Annotated in this window: 21 protein-coding genes and 1 pseudogene; 13 read left to right on the top strand and 9 right to left on the bottom strand. The window is 29.4% G+C overall.

Annotated elements, in window-relative coordinates:
* Window positions 1-17: 17 nt before the first annotated feature.
* The 5 genes and pseudogenes from rpsM to ABXT53_RS03770 all read left to right on the top strand — a co-directional run bounded on the left by rpsM (window position 18) and on the right by ABXT53_RS03770 (window position 3,268).
* Window positions 18-401, top strand: coding sequence for a 30S ribosomal protein S13 (rpsM, locus tag ABXT53_RS03790; protein ID WP_415289713.1), 384 nt, complete (start codon window positions 18-20; stop codon window positions 399-401).
* Window positions 402-408: 7 nt separating this feature from the next.
* Window positions 409-860 (top strand): annotated as a pseudogene (gene rpsK, locus ABXT53_RS03785) (30S ribosomal protein S11).
* Between the two features lie 3 nt (window positions 861-863).
* Window positions 864-1,892: a DNA-directed RNA polymerase subunit alpha gene (locus tag ABXT53_RS03780; RefSeq protein ID WP_271492397.1), complete on the top strand. Its 1,029-nt coding sequence runs from the start codon at window positions 864-866 to the stop codon at window positions 1,890-1,892.
* Window positions 1,892-2,329, top strand: coding sequence for a 50S ribosomal protein L17 (rplQ, locus tag ABXT53_RS03775; protein WP_415289711.1), 438 nt, complete (start codon window positions 1,892-1,894; stop codon window positions 2,327-2,329). The genes ABXT53_RS03780 and rplQ overlap by 1 nt, the downstream gene beginning before the upstream one ends.
* Before the next feature lie 24 nt (window positions 2,330-2,353).
* Window positions 2,354-3,268, top strand: a complete 915-nt coding sequence (locus tag ABXT53_RS03770) for an RluA family pseudouridine synthase (RefSeq protein WP_415289709.1) — start codon at window positions 2,354-2,356, stop codon at window positions 3,266-3,268.
* Here ABXT53_RS03770 and lipB read toward each other — a convergent pair.
* Window positions 3,249-3,869: a lipoyl(octanoyl) transferase LipB gene (gene lipB / locus ABXT53_RS03765; RefSeq protein ID WP_415289708.1), complete on the bottom strand. Its 621-nt coding sequence runs from the start codon at window positions 3,867-3,869 to the stop codon at window positions 3,249-3,251. The two genes, ABXT53_RS03770 and lipB, sit on opposite strands and share 20 nt — an antisense overlap.
* A 61-nt stretch (window positions 3,870-3,930) precedes the next feature.
* Between lipB and mgtE the strand changes: the two genes are divergently transcribed.
* Window positions 3,931-5,304, top strand: coding sequence for a magnesium transporter (gene mgtE, locus ABXT53_RS03760; protein ID WP_415289706.1), 1,374 nt, complete (start codon window positions 3,931-3,933; stop codon window positions 5,302-5,304).
* Here mgtE and panC read toward each other — a convergent pair.
* Window positions 5,301-6,143: a pantoate--beta-alanine ligase gene (panC, locus tag ABXT53_RS03755; protein WP_415289705.1), complete on the bottom strand. Its 843-nt coding sequence runs from the start codon at window positions 6,141-6,143 to the stop codon at window positions 5,301-5,303. The two genes, mgtE and panC, sit on opposite strands and share 4 nt — an antisense overlap.
* Before the next feature lie 4 nt (window positions 6,144-6,147).
* Here panC and ABXT53_RS03750 point away from each other — a divergent pair, with 4 nt between their 5' ends.
* Both ABXT53_RS03750 and ABXT53_RS03745 read left to right on the top strand, forming a co-directional pair.
* Window positions 6,148-6,963, top strand: coding sequence for a sugar phosphate nucleotidyltransferase (locus ABXT53_RS03750; RefSeq protein ID WP_415289703.1), 816 nt, complete (start codon window positions 6,148-6,150; stop codon window positions 6,961-6,963).
* Complete coding sequence (locus tag ABXT53_RS03745) at window positions 6,960-8,258, top strand: UDP-glucose dehydrogenase family protein (RefSeq protein WP_415289701.1); 1,299 nt, start codon at window positions 6,960-6,962, stop codon at window positions 8,256-8,258. Before ABXT53_RS03750 ends, ABXT53_RS03745 begins: the two co-directional genes overlap by 4 nt.
* Here the strand turns inward: ABXT53_RS03745 and ABXT53_RS03740 are convergent.
* Genes ABXT53_RS03740 through ruvX form a run of 7 tightly spaced genes read right to left on the bottom strand, consistent with a single transcriptional unit; the run spans window position 8,255 to window position 14,954 of the window.
* Window positions 8,255-8,716 (bottom strand): RidA family protein, encoded by a 462-nt coding sequence (locus ABXT53_RS03740; RefSeq protein ID WP_415289699.1) that lies wholly within the window; start codon window positions 8,714-8,716, stop codon window positions 8,255-8,257. The two genes, ABXT53_RS03745 and ABXT53_RS03740, sit on opposite strands and share 4 nt — an antisense overlap.
* A 2-nt stretch (window positions 8,717-8,718) precedes the next feature.
* Window positions 8,719-9,024 (bottom strand): hypothetical protein, encoded by a 306-nt coding sequence (locus ABXT53_RS03735; RefSeq protein WP_415289698.1) that lies wholly within the window; start codon window positions 9,022-9,024, stop codon window positions 8,719-8,721.
* The gene (gene topA, locus ABXT53_RS03730; RefSeq protein ID WP_415289696.1) at window positions 9,021-11,612 is read right to left on the bottom strand and encodes a type I DNA topoisomerase; all 2,592 of its coding nucleotides are present in this window, start codon (window positions 11,610-11,612) and stop codon (window positions 9,021-9,023) included. The genes ABXT53_RS03735 and topA overlap by 4 nt, the downstream gene beginning before the upstream one ends.
* A gap of 37 nt (window positions 11,613-11,649) precedes the next feature.
* Window positions 11,650-12,225 carry a glycerol-3-phosphate 1-O-acyltransferase PlsY gene (gene plsY / locus ABXT53_RS03725; RefSeq protein WP_415289694.1) on the bottom strand — a complete coding sequence of 192 codons (576 nt, stop codon included), beginning with the start codon at window positions 12,223-12,225 and terminating at the stop codon, window positions 11,650-11,652.
* Between the two features lie 2 nt (window positions 12,226-12,227).
* Window positions 12,228-13,514 carry a dihydroorotase gene (pyrC, locus tag ABXT53_RS03720; protein ID WP_415289692.1) on the bottom strand — a complete coding sequence of 429 codons (1,287 nt, stop codon included), beginning with the start codon at window positions 13,512-13,514 and terminating at the stop codon, window positions 12,228-12,230.
* The gene (locus ABXT53_RS03715; RefSeq protein ID WP_415289691.1) at window positions 13,515-14,456 is read right to left on the bottom strand and encodes an aspartate carbamoyltransferase catalytic subunit; all 942 of its coding nucleotides are present in this window, start codon (window positions 14,454-14,456) and stop codon (window positions 13,515-13,517) included. It lies immediately after the preceding gene.
* 42 nt (window positions 14,457-14,498) lie between these two features.
* Entirely contained in the window at window positions 14,499-14,954 is a 456-nt protein-coding gene (gene ruvX, locus ABXT53_RS03710) for a Holliday junction resolvase RuvX (RefSeq protein WP_271519789.1), read from the bottom strand.
* Between the two features lie 51 nt (window positions 14,955-15,005).
* Here ruvX and gatC point away from each other — a divergent pair, with 51 nt between their 5' ends.
* The 5 genes from gatC to ABXT53_RS03685 are packed head-to-tail and all read left to right on the top strand — an operon-like array spanning window position 15,006 to window position 19,812.
* Window positions 15,006-15,293 (top strand): Asp-tRNA(Asn)/Glu-tRNA(Gln) amidotransferase subunit GatC, encoded by a 288-nt coding sequence (gene gatC, locus ABXT53_RS03705; protein ID WP_415289690.1) that lies wholly within the window; start codon window positions 15,006-15,008, stop codon window positions 15,291-15,293.
* Window positions 15,293-16,750, top strand: coding sequence for an Asp-tRNA(Asn)/Glu-tRNA(Gln) amidotransferase subunit GatA (gatA, locus tag ABXT53_RS03700; protein WP_415291295.1), 1,458 nt, complete (start codon window positions 15,293-15,295; stop codon window positions 16,748-16,750). The genes gatC and gatA overlap by 1 nt, the downstream gene beginning before the upstream one ends.
* Window positions 16,751-18,226 carry an Asp-tRNA(Asn)/Glu-tRNA(Gln) amidotransferase subunit GatB gene (gatB, locus tag ABXT53_RS03695; RefSeq protein ID WP_415291294.1) on the top strand — a complete coding sequence of 492 codons (1,476 nt, stop codon included), beginning with the start codon at window positions 16,751-16,753 and terminating at the stop codon, window positions 18,224-18,226.
* Between the two features lie 30 nt (window positions 18,227-18,256).
* The gene (locus ABXT53_RS03690; RefSeq protein WP_415291293.1) at window positions 18,257-18,907 is read left to right on the top strand and encodes an O-methyltransferase; all 651 of its coding nucleotides are present in this window, start codon (window positions 18,257-18,259) and stop codon (window positions 18,905-18,907) included.
* Entirely contained in the window at window positions 18,907-19,812 is a 906-nt protein-coding gene (locus tag ABXT53_RS03685; protein ID WP_415291292.1) for a rhodanese-related sulfurtransferase, read from the top strand. The genes ABXT53_RS03690 and ABXT53_RS03685 overlap by 1 nt, the downstream gene beginning before the upstream one ends.
* Window positions 19,813-19,816: the final 4 nt, after the last annotated feature.

The raw sequence follows: 19,816 nt of genomic DNA, 5'->3' as shown, positions 1-19,816 counted from the left end.
AATTTATTCTCAAAAATATGGCTCGTATTGCAGGTGTAAACATTCCCCAAAATAAACTTGTTCACATAGGACTAACGTACATCTATGGTATTGGTAATAAATTTTCTAACCAAATTTGTACTTCTTTAGAAATTCCAAAAGCTAAAAGAATTAATGAACTTACCGATGAAGATATTTTAAAGATTAGAGAATATATTGATGCAAACTTTAAAGTAGAAGGTGATCTTAGAAGAGATTATTCTTTAACTATTAAGAGATTAATTGATCTTGCATGCTATAGAGGATCTAGACATAGAAAAAAACTTCCTGTTAGAGGACAAAGAACAAGGTGTAATGCAAGAACAAGAAAAGGAAAAGCAATAGCAATTGCTGGTAAAAAATTAACTCCACTTAAAAAATAATTAATTTATGGCTAAAGTAGATAAAGTTGAAAATAAAGAAGCTGTTGTAGAAAAAAAAGTTGATAAAAAATCCAAGAAAAGTTCATATTCAAAAAAAAAGAAAATAAAAAAAAATATTCTTAATGGTATTGCTTACGTACAGTCTACTTTTAATAATACAATAATATCAATTGCAGATACTAACGGGAATGTAATTTCTTGGCCTCTGCTGGACAAAAAGGTTTTAAGGGTTCGAGAAAATCAACACCTTATGCTGCACAAATTGCTGCAGATTCAGCGGCATCTAAAGCTTTAGAATACGGAATGAAAACACTAACTGTGCAAGTTAAAGGACCTGGGTCAGGAAGAGAAACTGCATTAAGAGCTTTACAAGCGAGAGGATTTAAGATTCTTTCAATAAAAGATACTACACCAATGCCACATAACGGCGTAAGACCACCAAAAAAAAGGAGAGTTTAATAAATGGAAAGTTTAAATGTAAATGCTAAAAATTGGAAAGCATTAATTAAACCAGCTCAATTAGATGTTAAAATTAGTGATGACAAATCACATGCAAAAATTATCGCCGAACCTTTAGAAAAAGGATATGGCTTGACCTTAGGTAATTCTTTAAGAAGAATTTTACTTTCATCAATAAGAGGTGCTGCTGTAACTTCAATTCAAATTGATGGTGTTTTACACGAATTCACATCTATCAAAGGTGTTAGAGAAGATGTTACTGACATAGTTTTAAACGTTAAATCATTGGCTTTAAAAAGTTCTTCAGATGGTACAAAAAAACTTATTTTAGATGCTAAAGGTCCTGGAGAAATTAAAGCTTCTGACATAGTACCAGTTACTGATATTGAAATTTTAAATCCTGATTTAGTTATTTGTAACCTGGATGAAAATACACATTTCCACATGGAGATGAATGTTGGAACAGGCAAGGGATACGTACCAGCAGTAATGAATAAGCCGGAAGAGCCACCTTTAGGGTTAATTGCTATAGATTCTTTGTATAGCCCAGTTAAGAAGGTTTCATACTCTATAAGCACTGCAAGAGAAGGGAAGGCACTAGATTACGATAAATTAACTATGGAAGTTGAAACTAACGGATCAATATCTGCAGAAGACGCAGTTGCTTATTCTGCTAGAATTTTCCAAGATCAACTAAATATGTTTGTTAATTTTGATGAACCTGTTGAAGCACCTGTAAAAGAAGTTTCATCTGAGCCTGAATTCAATAAGAATTTATTAAGAAAAGTTGATGAGCTCGAATTATCTGTGCGTTCTATGAATTGCCTTAAAAATGATAACATTATTTACATTGGAGATTTAGTCCAAAAGTCAGAAGGTGAAATGCTTAGAACTCCTAACTTTGGAAGAAAATCACTTAATGAAATAAAAGAAGTTTTAACTGGTATGTCTTTATATTTAGGTATGGAAATACCAAACTGGCCACCAGATAATATAGCTGAAATGTCTAAAAAGTTAGAGGAGCAAATCTAATGAGACACGGAATGGCTAATAAGAAGTTAAATAGAACTTCTGAACATAGAAAAGCTTTATTAAAGAATATGCTTAATTCTTTAATAAAATATGAACAGATAACTACAACGCTTCCAAAAGCTAAATTCTTAAAACCTCAAGCGGACAAAATCATAACTTTAGGAAAAAAAGAAACTCTGCAAACTACAAAAATGTTAATGTCTAAGTTGCAAGACATAACATCTACAAATAAAGTTAAAAAGACATTATCAAAAAGATATGTAGCTAGAAATGGTGGTTATACTAGAATTATCAAAGCTGGCTTTAGATATGGTGATAATGCACCGATGGCTATAATTGAATTTGTAGATAGAGATGTTGAAGCAAAAAGAGTGGATAGAAAGAAAAAAGATCCAGCAAAAGATAAAACTGAAGAGAAAAAATTAGCTACTGCTTAATTTTTTATATAAAATCATATCATCATGAAAAAGTCTTTTAACGTTGATACAACGTTTAACGATATGCGTATCGATAGGTGGATACGTAACAACCTAGGTAATTATCCACAAGGCCTAATTGAAAAAAGTTTAAAGAGTGGAAAAGTTAAAATTAATAGTAAAAAAATAAAAAGTTCCCACAAAGTAAAGACAGGAGACGTTATAGATTTATTTAATTTTGATTTTAAAGAAACAATAGTTCAAAAAACAATTAAATTTGTACCATCGGAAGAGGTTATTAAAGAGAATGAAGAATTAATAATTGATAACAATGATGATTTCATTGTCCTTAATAAAAGCTCCGGTATTTCAGTTCAAGGTGGAACTAAATCTAAAAAAAATCTTGTAGATATATTTGCTCGTAGTGAAATTTTTCAAGATACAAAACCATTTTCTGTGCATAGGCTTGATAAAGATACATCTGGAGTTTTTATTATGGCGAAGCATAGACAATCTGCTCAGTTATTAACCTCTTTATTTAGACTAAGAAAAGTTCATAAAACTTATTTGGCTATATGTCATGGCGAATTACAAAAAGACTCTGGAGAGTGGAATGATGATTTAACTAGATATGACAATGATAGGGAGGTGGTTGAAAAAGCTAGAACTCTTTATAAAGTATTAGATAAAAATTCTATATGTAGTCTTGTTGAAATGAAGCCAATTACAGGAAGAAAGCATCAATTAAGAAAACAGCTTTATGCAGTAGGGTGCCCAATCTATGGGGATCAAAAATATAAATTTAGTAATACCGATAAGGCAATAAATAAAAATTTAATGCTGCATTCATATCAAATCAAATTTATGATTAATGATAAAAAATATACCTATACAGCTTTGTTACCAGATTATTTTAAAAAACTTTTAAAAACAAAAAGACTTAGATTTCCAAATTTTTAGAAAACGTATCAATAATAATCTTATCTAAATCCTTATAGTTTTGGTCTTTAATTTCTTTAAGATTGATTACGCCTTTATCTGAAATACCACATGGAATAATGTTTTTATATTTTGAAAGATCGTTATTAATATTTATTGCAAATCCATGATAAGCTATCCATTTACTTACTCTCACACCTATTGCTGCAACCTTGTTAATTTCACCTTTATGGTCAGTCCAAATACCAATATTTTTTGGATCACCAAATGTTTTAATGTTAAATTTTGATAAGCTATCAATAATTGTCTCTTCAATTAAAGTTATAAATTTCCTAATATCCTTTTTTCTTTTTCTTAAATCTATAACAAAATAACAAATCATCTGACCAGGACCATGATAGGTAATTTTTCCTCCACGATTTGTTTTTATTAGATTTATATCTTTATTAAGAATTTCTTTTTCTTTATAACTAGTACCAGCTGTGTAAACCTCTTCATGTTCTAATATCCATATTAAATCCTTTTTTTGACCACCATTTATCTCCAATAATCTTTCCTCAAGGAGTTTTATTGCATCTTGATATTTTATCGGTTTTATTGACTTTTTAATCTCTATATTCATTTATAAATTGTATTATTCTTATTATGCACTATTAGTGCAAAATTGATTTATAGGTAAATTTATGTCTTTAATAAAAAAAATAAAAGATAAAAAAGTTAATTTTGAGTTTAATAAGGAATATATAAAAGTTGTTACTTCCAAGATAGCTAACAATGATGCTCAATTTATTACGAATTCTTTTAATGAAATGCACCCAGCTGATGCAGCTGATATAATTGAACACCTTGGTCAAAATGATAGAGAAAGTTTAATAAAACTTAATAATTTCAATATAGATCCTGAGGTTTTTATTGAGTTAAACGAGTCAGTACAGTCTGAAATCATAGCTTATCTATCACCTGATACTATTGTTAGACTATTAAAAAACCTTGAATCTGATGATGCGATAACAATTTTAGAAAATGTTGATGAAAAGGATAAGAATACAATATTAAGTTCTTTACCCCCTAAAGATAGATTTGCTTTATTAGAAAGCTTAAGTTATCCAGAAGACACCGCAGCTAGAATAATGCAACGTGAGTTTACTGCTATCCCCAGTAATTGGTCTGTAGGTCAAACAATTGATTACTTAAGAGAAAATAAAGATTTACCTGAAGAATTTTTAGAAATCTTCATTATAGATGAGGGTTTTAAGCCAATTGGAACTGTTCCATCATCAAAAGTTTTAACTACTTCGAGAGAAACTAAAATGCTTTCTATCATGTCAGAATCTCAGCTACTTATTCCTGTAGATATGGACAAAGAGGAGGTTGGTAATGTATTTGAAAACTATAACTTAAATTCAGCAGCTGTTGTCGACAAATCAAACAAGTTAGTTGGTATGATCATGTATGATGATGTCTTAACGGTTTTAAAAGAAGAAGCTGAGGAAGATGCTTTAAGATTAGCAGGGGTTGGTGATGAAGAAATTACTGACGGTGTTTTTAAGAAAACTAGAAGAAGGTTTAACTGGCTTTTATTAAATCTATTTACTGCATTTCTTGCAACATGGGTAATTAGTCTATTTGGTGCAACAATCGAGCAAATGGTTGTTCTTGCATTTCTGATGCCAATTGTAGCTTCAATGGGTGGTAATGCTGGGATGCAAACATTAGCTGTTACAGTAAGAACTTTAGCAACAAATGATTTAACAAAAAATAACTTTTCACAAAATATTTTAAAGGAATTTAATATTGGTATTTTAAATGGCATTATATTTGCAATTATAAGTGCGTTAGTAGTTCAAGTTTGGTTTCAAGATTCTTTACTTTCTCTAATTATTTCTATGTCAATGATAGTTACGATGATTGTTGCAGGGTTATTTGGAATTTTAGTACCTATTACTTTAAAAAAAATGGACATTGATCCCGCTATTGCATCAAGTGTATTTGTAACAACTATTACTGATGTTATTGGTTTTGTTTCATTTCTTGGTGTTAGTGCTTATTTTCTCTAAAAATTATCAATTAATCGGACATTATTGATATAGTAAGCCACAAAAAGTTTAAAAGGTTTCTTCAAAATACTAGTACTTAGATTTTGTATGTTTCTACATTCTAAATATTCAATTTTAATATCAAAATTTTTAGATAGTTCTTTCTTTAAATCAAATATTAATTTTTTGTAATTTTTTCTATTTCTGTTGATTTTATTTTTTAATTTTAGTAATTTTTTTGTAATTATTCCTGATTCAATAAAACTTTTCTTATTTAATAAAGAGTTTCTTGAAGATAAAGCTAACTTGTTTTTATCCCTAATTGTTTTACATACGTAAACTTTAGTATCGTACTTGTTTTCAATGTAGTTTTTTACTAAGAAAAATTGTTGAAAATCTTTCTGTCCCATAAAGATTTTTTGTGGGAAAATTAACTCAACAAAACGATCCAAAACATCAAGTACACCTTCAAAATGTCCTTTTCTAAATTTTGCACACAATATATTTTGTGATTTATTTAGCTTAATCTCATCATTTTTCTTCCAATAAATTTGTTTAATGGTTGGTAAATATACATAATCAACTTTAAGTTTTTTAAGATAATTCAAATCCTTCTTTAAATTTTTTGGATATGTTTTGTAATCTTTTTTATTATTAAATTGAGTTGGGTTAACAAAAATACTTACTAATGTTTTTTTACAGTTTTTTTTTGATTTTTTGATTAATGCTTTGTGACCATCATGCAAACTTCCCATTGTTGGTACAAAACCTAATCTTTTATCAAACTCAATTGCCTTAATTAAATCAGTTTTTAATTTTATTAATTTCATTTGTAATAAGAATATTAATAAGTAAAACATTTATATGATTAAACAAGCTATAATTCCTTTGGCTGGTCTTGGAACTAGACTACTACCACTAACTAGTGTTTTTGCAAAAGAGCTTTTACCTATTAATGGAAAACCTGGCCTTGAATATATTCTCGACGAATGTATTGAAGCGGGGATTAAGGAGGTTGTATTTATCATTTCTAAAAAAAAGATGATGATAAAAAATTATTTCTATAATGATAAATTTTATAAAGATATAATCAAAAAAAAAGCTGATCCAAAAATTATCAAAGAATATAAAAAAATTCTTAAATACAAAAAAATGATTAAATTTGTTTTTCAGGATAAACCATTAGGAACTGGTGATGCCGTCTATAAAACTAAAAAATTTATCACAGATAAATATTTTTTAATGTTATTACCTGATGATTTGATAATTAAAGAAAACTGTTCAAAGTCTATGATAGCCGTTCATCAAAAATTTAAAGCATCAGTTATGGCAAGCATGAAGGTTAATAAAAGTGATGTATCTAGATGGGGCATCTACAGCATTAAAAAAAAAATTGATAAAAATAATTTTATTATAAATAATGTTGTTGAAAAGCCGTCTATAAAAACATCACCTTCTAATAATGCTGTAATTGGAAGATACATATTACCTAAAACAATTTTTTCTAAATTAAGATCATTAAAACCAGGCAAAAGTGGAGAATTACATATTACCGATGCTATTCAAGCTTTAATAGATGATGATAATCAATTCATTGGTCACAATTTTTCAGGTAAATACTTAGATTGTGGAACAATGAAAGGTTATATTAAATCAACGTTGGAGATTTCCAAACAATGAAACTTTGCATGATAGGAACGGGATATGTTGGTTTAGTAAGTGGTGTTTGTTTTTCTGATTTAGGAAATGACGTTATTTGTGTTGATAAAGATTTAAATAAAATTGAAAACTTAAAAAATGGTATTATCCCAATATACGAACCTGGTTTAGACGAATTAGTTATTAAAAATTATAAAAATAATCGTTTAAAGTTCTCTACAGATTTAAAAGATTCAATTTTAAAGTCAGACATAATTTTTATTTGCGTTGGCACACCCACTAAAAAAAATGGAAATGATGCTGACTTAAGTCAGGTATACAATGTTGCAAAAGAAATTAGTAAATTTATTAAAAAGTTTAAAATTATTATAACTAAATCTACAGTTCCGGTGACAACTGGTGATGATATAGAAAAAATTATTTCAAAAAAAGTATCAAAAAAACTTTTTTCAGTAGTTTCAAACCCTGAATTTTTAAGAGAAGGTGACGCTATAAGAGATTTTACCTATCCTGATAGAGTAGTCATAGGTACTAATAATAAAAAATCTAATAATGTTTTAAAAAACCTTTATTCACCACTAATATCAAAAGGTGCCAAGTACGTTAATACGTCTCGTAGAGCTGCAGAGTTAATAAAATATGCCTCTAATGCTTTTTTAGCAACAAAGATTACTTTTATTAATGAGCTAGCTAATTTATGTGAAAAAATCAACGTTAACATTGAAGATATCTCTATTGGTATGGGTCTCGATAATAGAATTGGTAGTCGTTTTTTAAGAGCAGGTCCTGCCTATGGGGGATCTTGTTTTCCAAAAGACACTAAGGCCATCACAGCTACTGCAAATAAATTTAAAACAAATTTAACAGTTGTTAAAAGTGTTATTAAATCAAATGAAAATAGATCATCATTAATGTTAAAAAGAATTTTTGAGATTTTAAAAGATAAAGTAAAAAATAAAAATATTTGCTTCTTAGGTGTAACATTTAAGGCCAATACAGATGATATGAGAGATTCTTCATGTCTAACTATGATCCCTGCATTAATTAAAAAAGGTGCAAAAATAAATTATTTTGACCCAACTGGAGAAAAACCAGACTTTAAAAAATTTAAGAATGTTGTTTTCTCAAATAATATTAAAGATGCAATTAAAAAATCAGATTTAATCATTATTCACACAGAGTGGAATGATTTTAAAACTATTAATTTTAAAAAGGATGTAAAAAATAAAAAGTTCTCAATTTTCGATATGAGAAATATTTACTCAGTTAGCAAGATGAAAGATCACAAAATTAAATATTTTAGTATTGGAAATTAATTTAATTCAAAAATAGCATCAACCTCAACAGACACACCAAGTGGCAAACTGTTTGTACTAACAGCTGCTCTTGTATGCATTCCAGAGTCTCCAAAAACTGAAACTATTAGTTCTGAAGCACCATTTATTACTTTAGGCTGCTCTATAAAGTCTTCTGTTGAGTTAACAAATCCTGTAAGCTTAATACAAGATTTAACTTTTGTAAGATCATTGCCACAAGCCTTTTTAACCTGAGATATTATGTTTAGGCCACAACGTTTAGCTGCTTCATATCCGTCTTCAGTTTTTAAATCTTTACCAACCTTACCTTTGATCAATTCTCCATTTGCTGCGATAGAAATTTGTCCTGAAATAAATAACATTTTACCAATTTGTTTTGACGCAACATATGATCCAACAGGATCTCTTGCTTCTGGTAGTTCTAAGTTTAATTTTTTAATTTTATCTTCATATGACATGATTATTTCTCCATAAATTCAGTTAATGTTTTACTGTTTTTAAATTTAACAAGTTTTTCTTTTAAATTAAGTTTGTCAAATTTGTTTTTTCCACTCTTAGCATTAGTAGTTATTTTTTCTTTAAGTTCTTCAGCTCCAACCGTCGCTTTTAATTTAAGTTCTGAAGATTTTTCTTTTAGATTTTTTGTTGAACACTCTATATATTTTGCACTAATTTTTTCAAACTGAGTACAATCAATTTTTTCAGCTATCGCATTTGCTATAATAAGCATCCATGTGATTAATGTTGTAAATATTATTTTTTTCATTTTTTTTTCTTTTTCTTAGATTTTTTATTTTTATCGTATTCCTTTCTTTTCTCAATTAATATTAAAGCTTCTTCCATATTAAGTTCTAAGGGGTCCTTTTCCTCTGGTATCGTCGCATTAAGAGATTTATACTTGATATAAGGTCCATATTGACCCTTCATTACTCTAACAGGTTTTTTATCATCAGGGTGTTCTCCTAGATCTTTTATAATTGATGCAGACATTCTACCTGGCTTTGCCTCTGCTATTAAAGTGATTGCTCTATTAAGACCAATTGAGAAGATTTCCTCAACATTTTCAATTCTTGCTGATTTATTTTCACATTTTAAATATGGACCAAATCTTCCTGAGTTTAATATTATATCTTTTTGATTTTCAGGGTTAATACCTAAACTTTTTGGTAATGAACATAAAAATTTAGCTCTATCAAGATTCACGCTATCCAACGTAATTCCTTTAGGTATAGAAACATTTCTTAAATTATTATCTTCTTTTTCTGCCTTCTTTTTTTTTGTTTTCTTTTTCTTTTTTGTTTCAACTACAACTTCTTCCTTTATTTCCTCAATCTTTTCATATTGTAAGTAGGGACCAAATCTTCCATTTTTAAGATACATGTCATTACCATTTTCATGTTTTCCTATAAACTTTGGTTCAGCTAGTTGAGATTGAGCAGCTGCTTTAGCTTTAGAAAGAGGTCTAGTAAATTTACAATTTGGATAATTTGAACAACCTATAAAAGCACCACCTCTAAAACTGTTTTTTAAACTTAATGATCCACTGTCACATAACTTACATTGTCTATTAATATTTCCATCTTTATCTCTTTCAAAAATTAAACTACCTAGACTGTCGTTTAATAGATCTAAAACTTCTCTAGTTCTTTTCTCTTTAACGTCAGATACATTTTGATTAAAGTCTTTCCAAAATAACTCTAGAACTTTTATCCATCCTTCCTTACCAGTAGTAATATCATCAAGTTGATTTTCTAAACTTGCAGTGAAGTTATAGTCTACATATTTAGAGAAAAGCTTTTCAAGAAAAGCAGATATTAGTTTACCACGATCAGTTGGGTGAAATCTTTTATTAATTGTTTCTGCATACCCCCTAGTAGATATAACAGATATTATACTCGCATATGTTGAGGGTCTTCCAATACCTAGTTCTTCTAATTTTTTAACTAAACTTGCTTCTGAGTATCTTGGTGGTGGCTGTGTAAAGTGCTGTTCATCTAATAGAGATTCTATATTAATTGGGCCCTTGTTCATTTCAGGAAGAACATCTTCATCATCATCTTTTTTAGTATCCTTCATAACTTTTAAGAAACCATCAAACTTAATAACAGATCCACTAACTTTACAGATTGTTCCATTATCGTCAGAGGTTATCGTTATAGTATTTCTATCAAATTGAGCAGGTTTCATTTGAGACGATAGAGCTCTACTCCAAATTAAATCATATAATTTATGCTGATCTGGACTTAGATATTTTTTAACAGTTCCTGGTGCTCGCATAATATCTGTGGGTCTAATTGCTTCATGTGCTTCTTGAGCATTTTTAGCTTTTTTCCCAGAGTAACTTGCTGGGTTATCTGGAACATATTCATCACCAAATTCATTTTTTATATATTTCCTAAAGGTATCTATAGCGTCCATAGATAAGTTGGTACCATCTGTTCGCATGTATGTGATAAGACCAATAGTTTCACCGTCTATTTCTATACCTTGATAAAGTTTTTGAGCTATTTGCATTGTACGTGATGCTCCAAATCCTAATCTACCAGAAGAAACTTGCTGCAATGTAGAGGTAGTAAAAAGGCCAGAAGGGTTTCTGTTAACAACTTTACTTGAGATATCATTTATATTGAACTTCTTAGACTTAACTTCTTCCATTGCTTTATCAATTTCAGCTTTATTTTTAAAAGAAAATTTTTCAATTTTTTTATCATTCAATTGAGTGATACTTGCTAATATATAATTTTTATCATTGTCCTTGAATTGAATATTTAAAGTCCAAAACTCTTCAGGATCAAAAAGCTCAATTTCATGTTCTCGTTCTGTAATTAATTTTAAAGCAACTGACTGAACACGACCTGCAGATTTAGAACCGGGTAACTTCGTCCATAAAATTGGTGATATATTAAAGCCAACTAAATAATCTAAGGCTCTTCTAGCCATATAGGCATCAACAAGTAGTGGCTCGATTTGTCGTGGATTTTCAATTCCATGAATAACTGCTTTTTTTGTAATTTCATTAAAAACAACTCTTTCTACATGCTTGTCCTTAATTAATTTTTTCTCATTTAAATATTCTTTAATATGCCAAGCAATTGCTTCTCCTTCACGATCAGGGTCAGTTGCTAGTATAATTTTTGAAGAAATTTTAGCTGCATCTGTAATTTCTTTAAGATATTTTTTAGAGAAACTATCCACTTCCCATACCATTTTAAAATTATTTTCTGGATCAACAGAACCATTATTCGATGGAAGATCTCTAATGTGACCATAACTTGCTAATACAATATAATCATCACCTAGATATTTATTAATAGTTTTTGCTTTAGCTGGACTTTCTACGACTACAAGATTCATTAGTAAACAAATTACTTAAAAGACCTTGATAGTCAAATCAATAAATTTTAGTCTTAGTTTCTTCTTTGTTTTTCAATCGTTTGACGTTTTCTTTATGTGTGAAGAATATAAGCACAAACATTATTATGAAAAAAATTGAATTATAATTTTCAAAAATTATTAAATAAATTGGAACCATTAAACTACCAACGAGCGATGAAAGTGATGAGTATTTTGAAATAAGAAATGTAACAGCCCAACTAACTACAAATACCAAACCCAAAACTATGTTTATTGAAAATAATATCCCAACATATGTTGCAACACCCTTACCACCTTTAAACTTGAGCCATATAGGGAAAACGTGACCTAAGAATGCACTTAATGATGCAATAAAGATATAATCGGGATAATTAAATTTTACATATAAAACAGGCAATACAGCTTTTGTTATATCCAGCAATAAAGTTGCGTAGCCTAACGTTTTATTACCTGTTCTTAGAGCATTTGTAGCTCCAATGTTGCCTGAGCCAATATCTCTAATATCTTTTTTTAAAAATATTTTAGTAAGTATAAAACCAAAAGGTATTGATCCTAATAAATATGAACTTAATGCAACAATTAAATATTCCATTATTATAACTTAAATAACTCTTCACCTTTTACAAATGTATTAGTGACTTTCCCTTGAAGTTTTTTGTCTTCAATTGAGGTGTTTTTTGATTTGGAGATAAGTTTATCTTTTTTAACAATCCATGGCTTATCAATATCTACAATGCAAAAATCTGCTTCATTACCCACTGAAAGATTACCCTTATCAATTTTCAAAATTTTTGCAGGGTTTGATGTTAAGGCTTTAATTATAGTTTCTAATTTAACAGAGCCATTGTGATACAACTCTAGACTTAGTGATAAAAGCGTTTCTATTCCAGAAGCTCCTGTTGATGCTTGTGCAAACGTTAATCTTTTTTGTTCTTCATCTTCCGGTTTGTGATCAGATACAATTACATCTATCGTTTCATCTTTTAATCCTTGCACTAGAGCAATTCTATCTTCTTCTGTTCTTAATGGGGGTGATAATTTTAAGAAAGTTCTGAAATCTCCTATATCATTTTCATTCAATGAAAGGTTATTTATGGAGACACCTGTCGTAAACTTAACTTTATTTTTTCTTTCTTCAATAATTTCAACTGATTTTGCGGCTGAGATTTGTGATATATGATATCTACATTTAATATTCTCAAGCAACGTTAAATCTCTTTCAATAATTATTCTTTCAGCAACAGCAGGTATTCCAGATAACCCAAGTTTGGTTGCAATAATTCCAGAATTAATCATTCCATTTTTAGACAAGTCATAATCTTCAGCATGCTGCATGATTAGTGTACCTAAATCTTTGGTTGAATTCATTATACGTGACATCAGTCTAGTATTTTGAATTGTTTTAACTCCATCGGTAAATCCAATTATTCCCCTACTTTGAAGTAGACCAAATTCAGTCATGGTAGTTCCTTCAATATTTTTAGTAAGGGCGGCGCTTGGAAAAACATTAATTTTAGATTTGTCTCTTCCACGTCTTTTTAAAAAATCTACTATTGAAACGTTATCTATAATTGGATCTGTATTAGGCATAGTAACAACTGAAGTAACACCTCCTGCAAGTGCTGCATTACTTAAAGTTCTAAAATTTTCTTTATATTCATAACCAGGCTCACCTGCAAAGACACGCATATCAACAAGACCAGGGAATATATATTTTCCATTTAAGTCTATTACCTTTTCCCTTGATGGAATGTTGTTAGAATTTACTTTTTTACCAATAGCTTCAATTAAACCATCTTCACCAATAATTAATCCACCGTTCTCATTTATAGAGTTATGAGGGTCAATTATATTTGCATTTATAAAGTATTGTTTTTTCATTTATTCACAAAATATTTTTAAACAAGCCATTCTTACTGCAACACCTAGTTCAACTTGTTCCTTAATCACGCTTCTGTTAATGTCATCTGCCAACTTTGTATCAATTTCGATCCCTCTATTCATTGGACCTGGATGCATAATTAAAGCATCATCTTTTGCATGAGCAAGCTTATCTGGAGTTAGTCCATAATATTCATAGTACTCTCTATTAGAAGACAAGAAAGAACTAGTCATCCTTTCATTTTGTAACCTTAACATCATTACAATATCACAATCTTTCAAACCTTTTTTCATATCTGTAAATGTATTAACGCCAAATTTTTCTATTTCTTTTGGCATTAAGTTTGATGGTGCAATAATGTTAACTTCAGCACCCAACATATTTAGAAGATAAATATTTGATCTTGCAACACGTGAATGAGTTATGTCACCACAAATCGCAACTCTTAAACCTTCAATTTTCTTTTTACGATTTATAATTGTTAAAGCATCTAATAAAGCTTGAGTAGGGTGTTCACGGCTTCCATCACCAGCATTAAGCACTGCACAATTTACTTTTTGAGATAAAAGATTACATGCACCCGAATCCTGATGTCTAATTACAATTATATCTGGATGCATTGCATTTAAAGTCATTGCGGTATCTATTAGTGTTTCACCTTTCTTGACTGCGGAATTTGCCATATTCATTGACATAACATCTGCACCTAATCTTTTTCCAGCTAATTCAAATGAACTTTGTGTTCTAGTGGAGGGTTCAAAAAATAAATTAATTTGAGTTTTACCATTTAATACATTTAATCTTTTATTTTTACTTTGATTTAATTTAATGAAGCTTTTAGCTTCTTCTAAAATGAGATTAACATCACTAATTGATAGATCTTGAATACCTAGGAGGTGTTTTTGAGAAATATTAATAGCTTTATTTATTTTAGTTGCCATTAAAATTAACTCTATAACTATTAACCATCATTATGGCAAGTATTAATTATTTAAAAAGTCTATTGCCCCTTGTAAAATAAATGCTGCAGCATTTTGATCAATTGTTTTAACTCTTTTTGAAACATTAACGTCTAATAAACTTGATAGATTAAATGCGCCAACTGTTGAAAGTCTCTCATCCCACAATATTACAGGCAGGTCTATAGATTTTGATATATTTGATGCAACGTCATTCACTGATTGAGCAGATCTTCCTAGACTGCCATCCATATTAACTGGGTTTCCTACAATTATTCCACCAATATTATTATCTTTAATTATTATCTTAAGTTCATCAATTAGTTCGTTTGTGTTGGTTTTGTTTATGGTTTTAAAGGGTGTGGCAATGGATTGTCTTTCATCACAAATTGAGACACCAATTCTTTTAGATCCTAAATCTAAACCAATAAATCTTACCTTATTTGAGTGTTTTATTTTAAAATCTTCAATTGTGATCATATTGTATATTTTATACTTAAGTGATAGTTTGCCGACATATTTAATTACCACATGACAATTGATCTTAAAACAATAAAGCATATATCTAAATTATCAAGAATTTCAGTTGATGATGCAAAAGCTAATAAATTAGCTGGAGATCTTAACTCTATATTTGATTTCATTGAAAAATTGAATGAACTCAATACTGATAATGTTGAGCCTTTAACCTCTGTTGCAGAAACCACATTAAAATTAAGAGCAGATGAAGTTAAAAGTGAAAATATAAGAGATCAAATATTAAAAAACTCACCAGAAGAAAATGAAGATTTTTTTGTTGTACCAAGGGTTGTTGAATAATGTCAGATATCACTTCACTTACTTTAACTGAATTAGTTAAAAATATTAAAGATAAAAAAATTTCTTCTGAAGAAACTACTAAAGCTTTTATTGATAGAGGAGAAAAGTCTAGAGATTTAAATGCTTACATAACAGAAGATTTTTCTAACGCACTTTTGAAAGCTAAAAGTTTTGATCAAAAACCTAATTTTGATTTAAAGCTTCCAGGGGTACCAATGGCAGTTAAAGATTTGTTTTGCACCAAAGATGTAAAAACTACAGCAGGTAGTAAAATTTTAAATAATTTTATTCCACCATACGAGTTTACTGTTACTCAAAATATTTGGAATGAAGGTGCAATATTACTTGGTAAATTAAATTGTGATGAGTTTGCAATGGGCTCATCTAATGAAACTAGTTTTTTTGGAAATGTACAAAGTCCAATAGATAAAGGTTTAGTACCTGGAGGCTCTTCAGGAGGCTCTGCATCAGCTCTAGCAGCTAATTTAACACCTATTACAATTGGAACTGATACTGGTGGCTCCATTAGACAACCTGCCTCATTTACGGGTACTGTTGGATTAAAGCCTACTTATGGAAGTTGTTCACGATATGGAATTGTTGCTTTTGCATCCTCGTTAGATCAAGCAGGGCCAATGTCTAAAGACGTAAAAGATTGTGCATTACTTCAAGAAATAATTAGCACTTATGATGAAAAAGATTCAACATCAATTGATTTCAAAAGAAATGAGTACAGCAAAGAATTAACAAACAATATTAAAGGTAAAAAAATTGGAATTCCAAAAGAATATAGAGTTGATGGAATGCCAAAAGAAATAGAAGATTTATGGACTAAGGGAATTGAGTATGCAAAAGATTGTGGTGCTGAAATTGTTGAAATTTCATTACCTCATACAAATTATGCTTTACCTGCTTATTATATAGTAGCTCCTGCTGAAGCTTCTTCAAATTTAGCTAGATATGATGGCGTTAAGTATGGTTTTAGATCTAAAGGTGAAAACCTTATTGATATGTATGAAAAGACAAGATCTGAAGGTTTTGGTAGTGAAGTTCAAAGAAGAATAATGATTGGTACATATGTTTTGTCTTCTGGTTATTATGATGCTTATTATCTAAAGGCACAAAAAGTTAGAAAATTAATTAAAAATGACTTTGATGAAGCCTACAAAAAAGTTGATGCAATTTTAACTCCATCGACACCAAGTGCAGCTTTTAAAATTGGTGAAAAAACTAATGACCCAGTTTCAATGTATTTAAATGATATATTTACAGTTCCAGTTAATTTAGCTGGATTACCTGCGATTTCAATTCCTGCTGGTGTAGACGTTAATGGCTACCCTTTAGGACTACAAATTATTGGTAAAGCTTTTGATGAACAAAATATTTTAAACATTGCTTATGCTATAGAAGAGAAAATTCAGTTTAAAAATAAAATTACTGACTGGTGGATTAAATAAATGTCTAAAGATAGTTCAGAATATTTAATCGAAAGACGAGACAATGTTTACGAAGTGGTAATCGGTCTTGAAGTCCATGCTCAAGTTACATCAAATTCAAAGTTATTTTCATCTTCATCAACCACTTTTGGTGCGGAACCTAATACACAAGTAAGTTTAGTCGATGCTGCATTTCCAGGAATGCTTCCAGTTATTAATGAGTACTGTGTAAAACAAGCAATTAAAACGGGTATTGGTTTAAGAGCTCAAATTAATAAAAGATCTGTTTTTGATAGAAAAAATTATTTTTATGCAGACCTTCCACAAGGTTATCAGATTTCACAATTTAAATATCCAATAGTAGGAGAGGGCGCTGTTATTCTTGATATGGCATACGGACAAAAGGAAGTTGGAATTGAAAGATTGCACTTAGAACAAGATGCTGGAAAAAGTATTCATGATATGGACCCACAAAATACATTGGTTGATTTGAATAGATCTGGTGTAGCTTTAATGGAAATTGTCAGCAAACCAGACATGAGAACCCCAGATGAAGTTAGCGCTTATGTTAAAAAACTAAGATCTATTATGAGATATCTTGGTACATGTGATGGAAACATGCAGGAAGGCTCTTTAAGAGCTGATGTTAATATTTCTGTTAGAATTAAAGGGTCTGATAAACTTGGAACTCGTTGTGAGATTAAAAATGTTAACTCAATTAAATTTATGCAAATGGCTATTGATTATGAAGCTAATAGACAAGTTGATTTAATTGAAGAAGGTAAAACAATCGATCAAGAAACAAGATTATTTGATACAAAAAAAAATGAAACAAGATCTATGAGATCTAAAGAAGATGCTCATGATTATAGATATTTTCCAGATCCAGATTTATTACCACTAGAAGTAACTGATGAATTTATTGAAAAACTTAAAGGAGATATTCCAGAATTACCTGACGATAAAAAGAAAAGATTTATTGATAAGTTTAAAGTGTCTCCATATGAGGCGACAATATTAGTTTCTGACATTGAAACAGCTAAATATTTTGAGGAAGTAGTTGCAAAGATGGGTAAAAACCAAGATATGAAGTTAGCAGTTAACTGGATTACAGGTGAATTATTTGCTGTTTTAAACAATAAAAATTTAGAAATATCTGAAAGTCCAATAAGTGCAAAAAATTTAGCAAAGTTAATTAATCTAATTAAGAATGGAACAATTTCTGGAAAAATAGCTAAAACAATATTTGAGTTAATGATGAATGGAGACATAGATCCCCAAATAATTGTTGAAGAAAAAGGTTTAAAGCAAGAAAGCGACCCTAAAGCATTAGAAGCTTTAATTGATAAGATTATCAATGATAACAGGGAAAAAGCTATTGAATATAAGAATGGCAAAGAAAAACTGCTTGGTTTCTTTGTGGGTCAAGCAATGAAAGCTTCAAGTGGTAAAGCTAATCCTCAATTAATAAACGAGATATTAAAGAAAAAGCTTTAATATTGGTAGACACAAAGGACTTAAATAACCATGGGTAAGAACCTTGAAATTACTGAAAAACTTGAAAAATATATAAATAATTTTAGTTTAAAGTTAAATCCCATTCAGCAAAAAATAATTGATTATAACAATACACTTGGAGACGTTAAGAGAATGCAAGTAGCAACATCTCAATGTCATTTTCTTCATTTAATTATAAAAACCTCTAATATCAAAACAGTACTTGAGATTGGTACTTTTACTGGGTTAAGTGCACTTTCTATAGCATTAGCATTACCAGATGATGGTAAACTTGTAGCGCTAGATAAAGATGAGGGTACGAACAAAGTTGCATTAGACTTTTTTAAAAAAGCCAATCTTAATAATAAAATTCAAACAATTGTTAAGCCTGCATTAGATAGTTTGGAAGAGTTAAAGAATGATAAATTTGATATGGTTTTTATTGATGCTGATAAAATGAACTATAAGGAATATTACGAAAGATCACTGAAGTTATTAGATAAAGGTGGATTGATTATTGTAGACAATGTTTTATGGCATGGTGAAGTTGCTGATGAAGATAATTTAGATAAGTACACAATAAATATCAGAGATTTTAATACTTATGTTGCAAACGATAAAAGAGTGGAACAAATAATTGTACCATTAGGCGATGGAATGACTGTTTGTAGATTGTTATAATGTTCGATGTATTTGGTTTTTACAAATTTAAAAAACTTACCTCTTTAAAAAAAAATAAGATTTTATTACAGGATTTTTTAATTAAAAAAAATATCCGAGGAACAATAATTATAACTAGTGAAGGAGTAAATGCAACAATCTCAGGAAAAGCTAGCGATCTAAAGTCAACTATCACAAAGATTAAAAAGATATTAGATTTTAAAAAGTTTGATAGTGAAAATACTTCAAAAAGTAAATTTCAACCGTTTCATAAACCAAAAGTTAAGATTAAAAAAGAAGTAGTTCCTATGGGTCTTTCCTTGTCATCAAAAAATAAAAAAGATAATCATGTTGACCCAAAAAAATGGAATAAGTTGATTGGTGATAAAGAAACATTAGTTTTAGATTCTAGAAAACCATTCGAATATAATGTTGGAACTTTTAAAAGATCAATTAATCCTGATGTTGATAATTTTAGAGAATTTCCAAAATACTTAAATAAACTAAAAAAAACAAAGCCAATTGCAATGTTTTGTACTGGTGGAATAAGATGTGAGAAAGCTTCAGTATTTTTAGAAAAAAAAGGCTTTAAAAGTGTTTATCAATTAAAAGGTGGAATTTTAAATTACTTAAAAAATGTTAAAAAAAAAGAAAGTCTATGGAATGGGGAATGCTTTGTTTTTGATAACAGAATCAGTGTTAAACATGGATTGGTAACTGGCACATACTCAATGTGCAGTGGATGTAGAAAACCTGTTTCACTAAAAGATAAGAAGTCTAAAAAATATGAGGAGGGTGTTTCATGTGTAAATTGTCATGATAATTTAACTCAAACTCAAAAAGTGAGATTTCGAATGAGACAAAAGCAAATAAACCTTGCTAAAAAGAGTGGTTCAAAGCATATATTTCAAAAAGAATTTAAATAGGAAA

It is taken from the genome of Candidatus Pelagibacter sp. Uisw_136 (assembly GCF_047720275.1).
Taxonomy (GTDB): Bacteria; Pseudomonadota; Alphaproteobacteria; order Pelagibacterales; family Pelagibacteraceae; genus Pelagibacter.
This window is presented reverse-complemented; position numbering and strand designations above follow the sequence as displayed.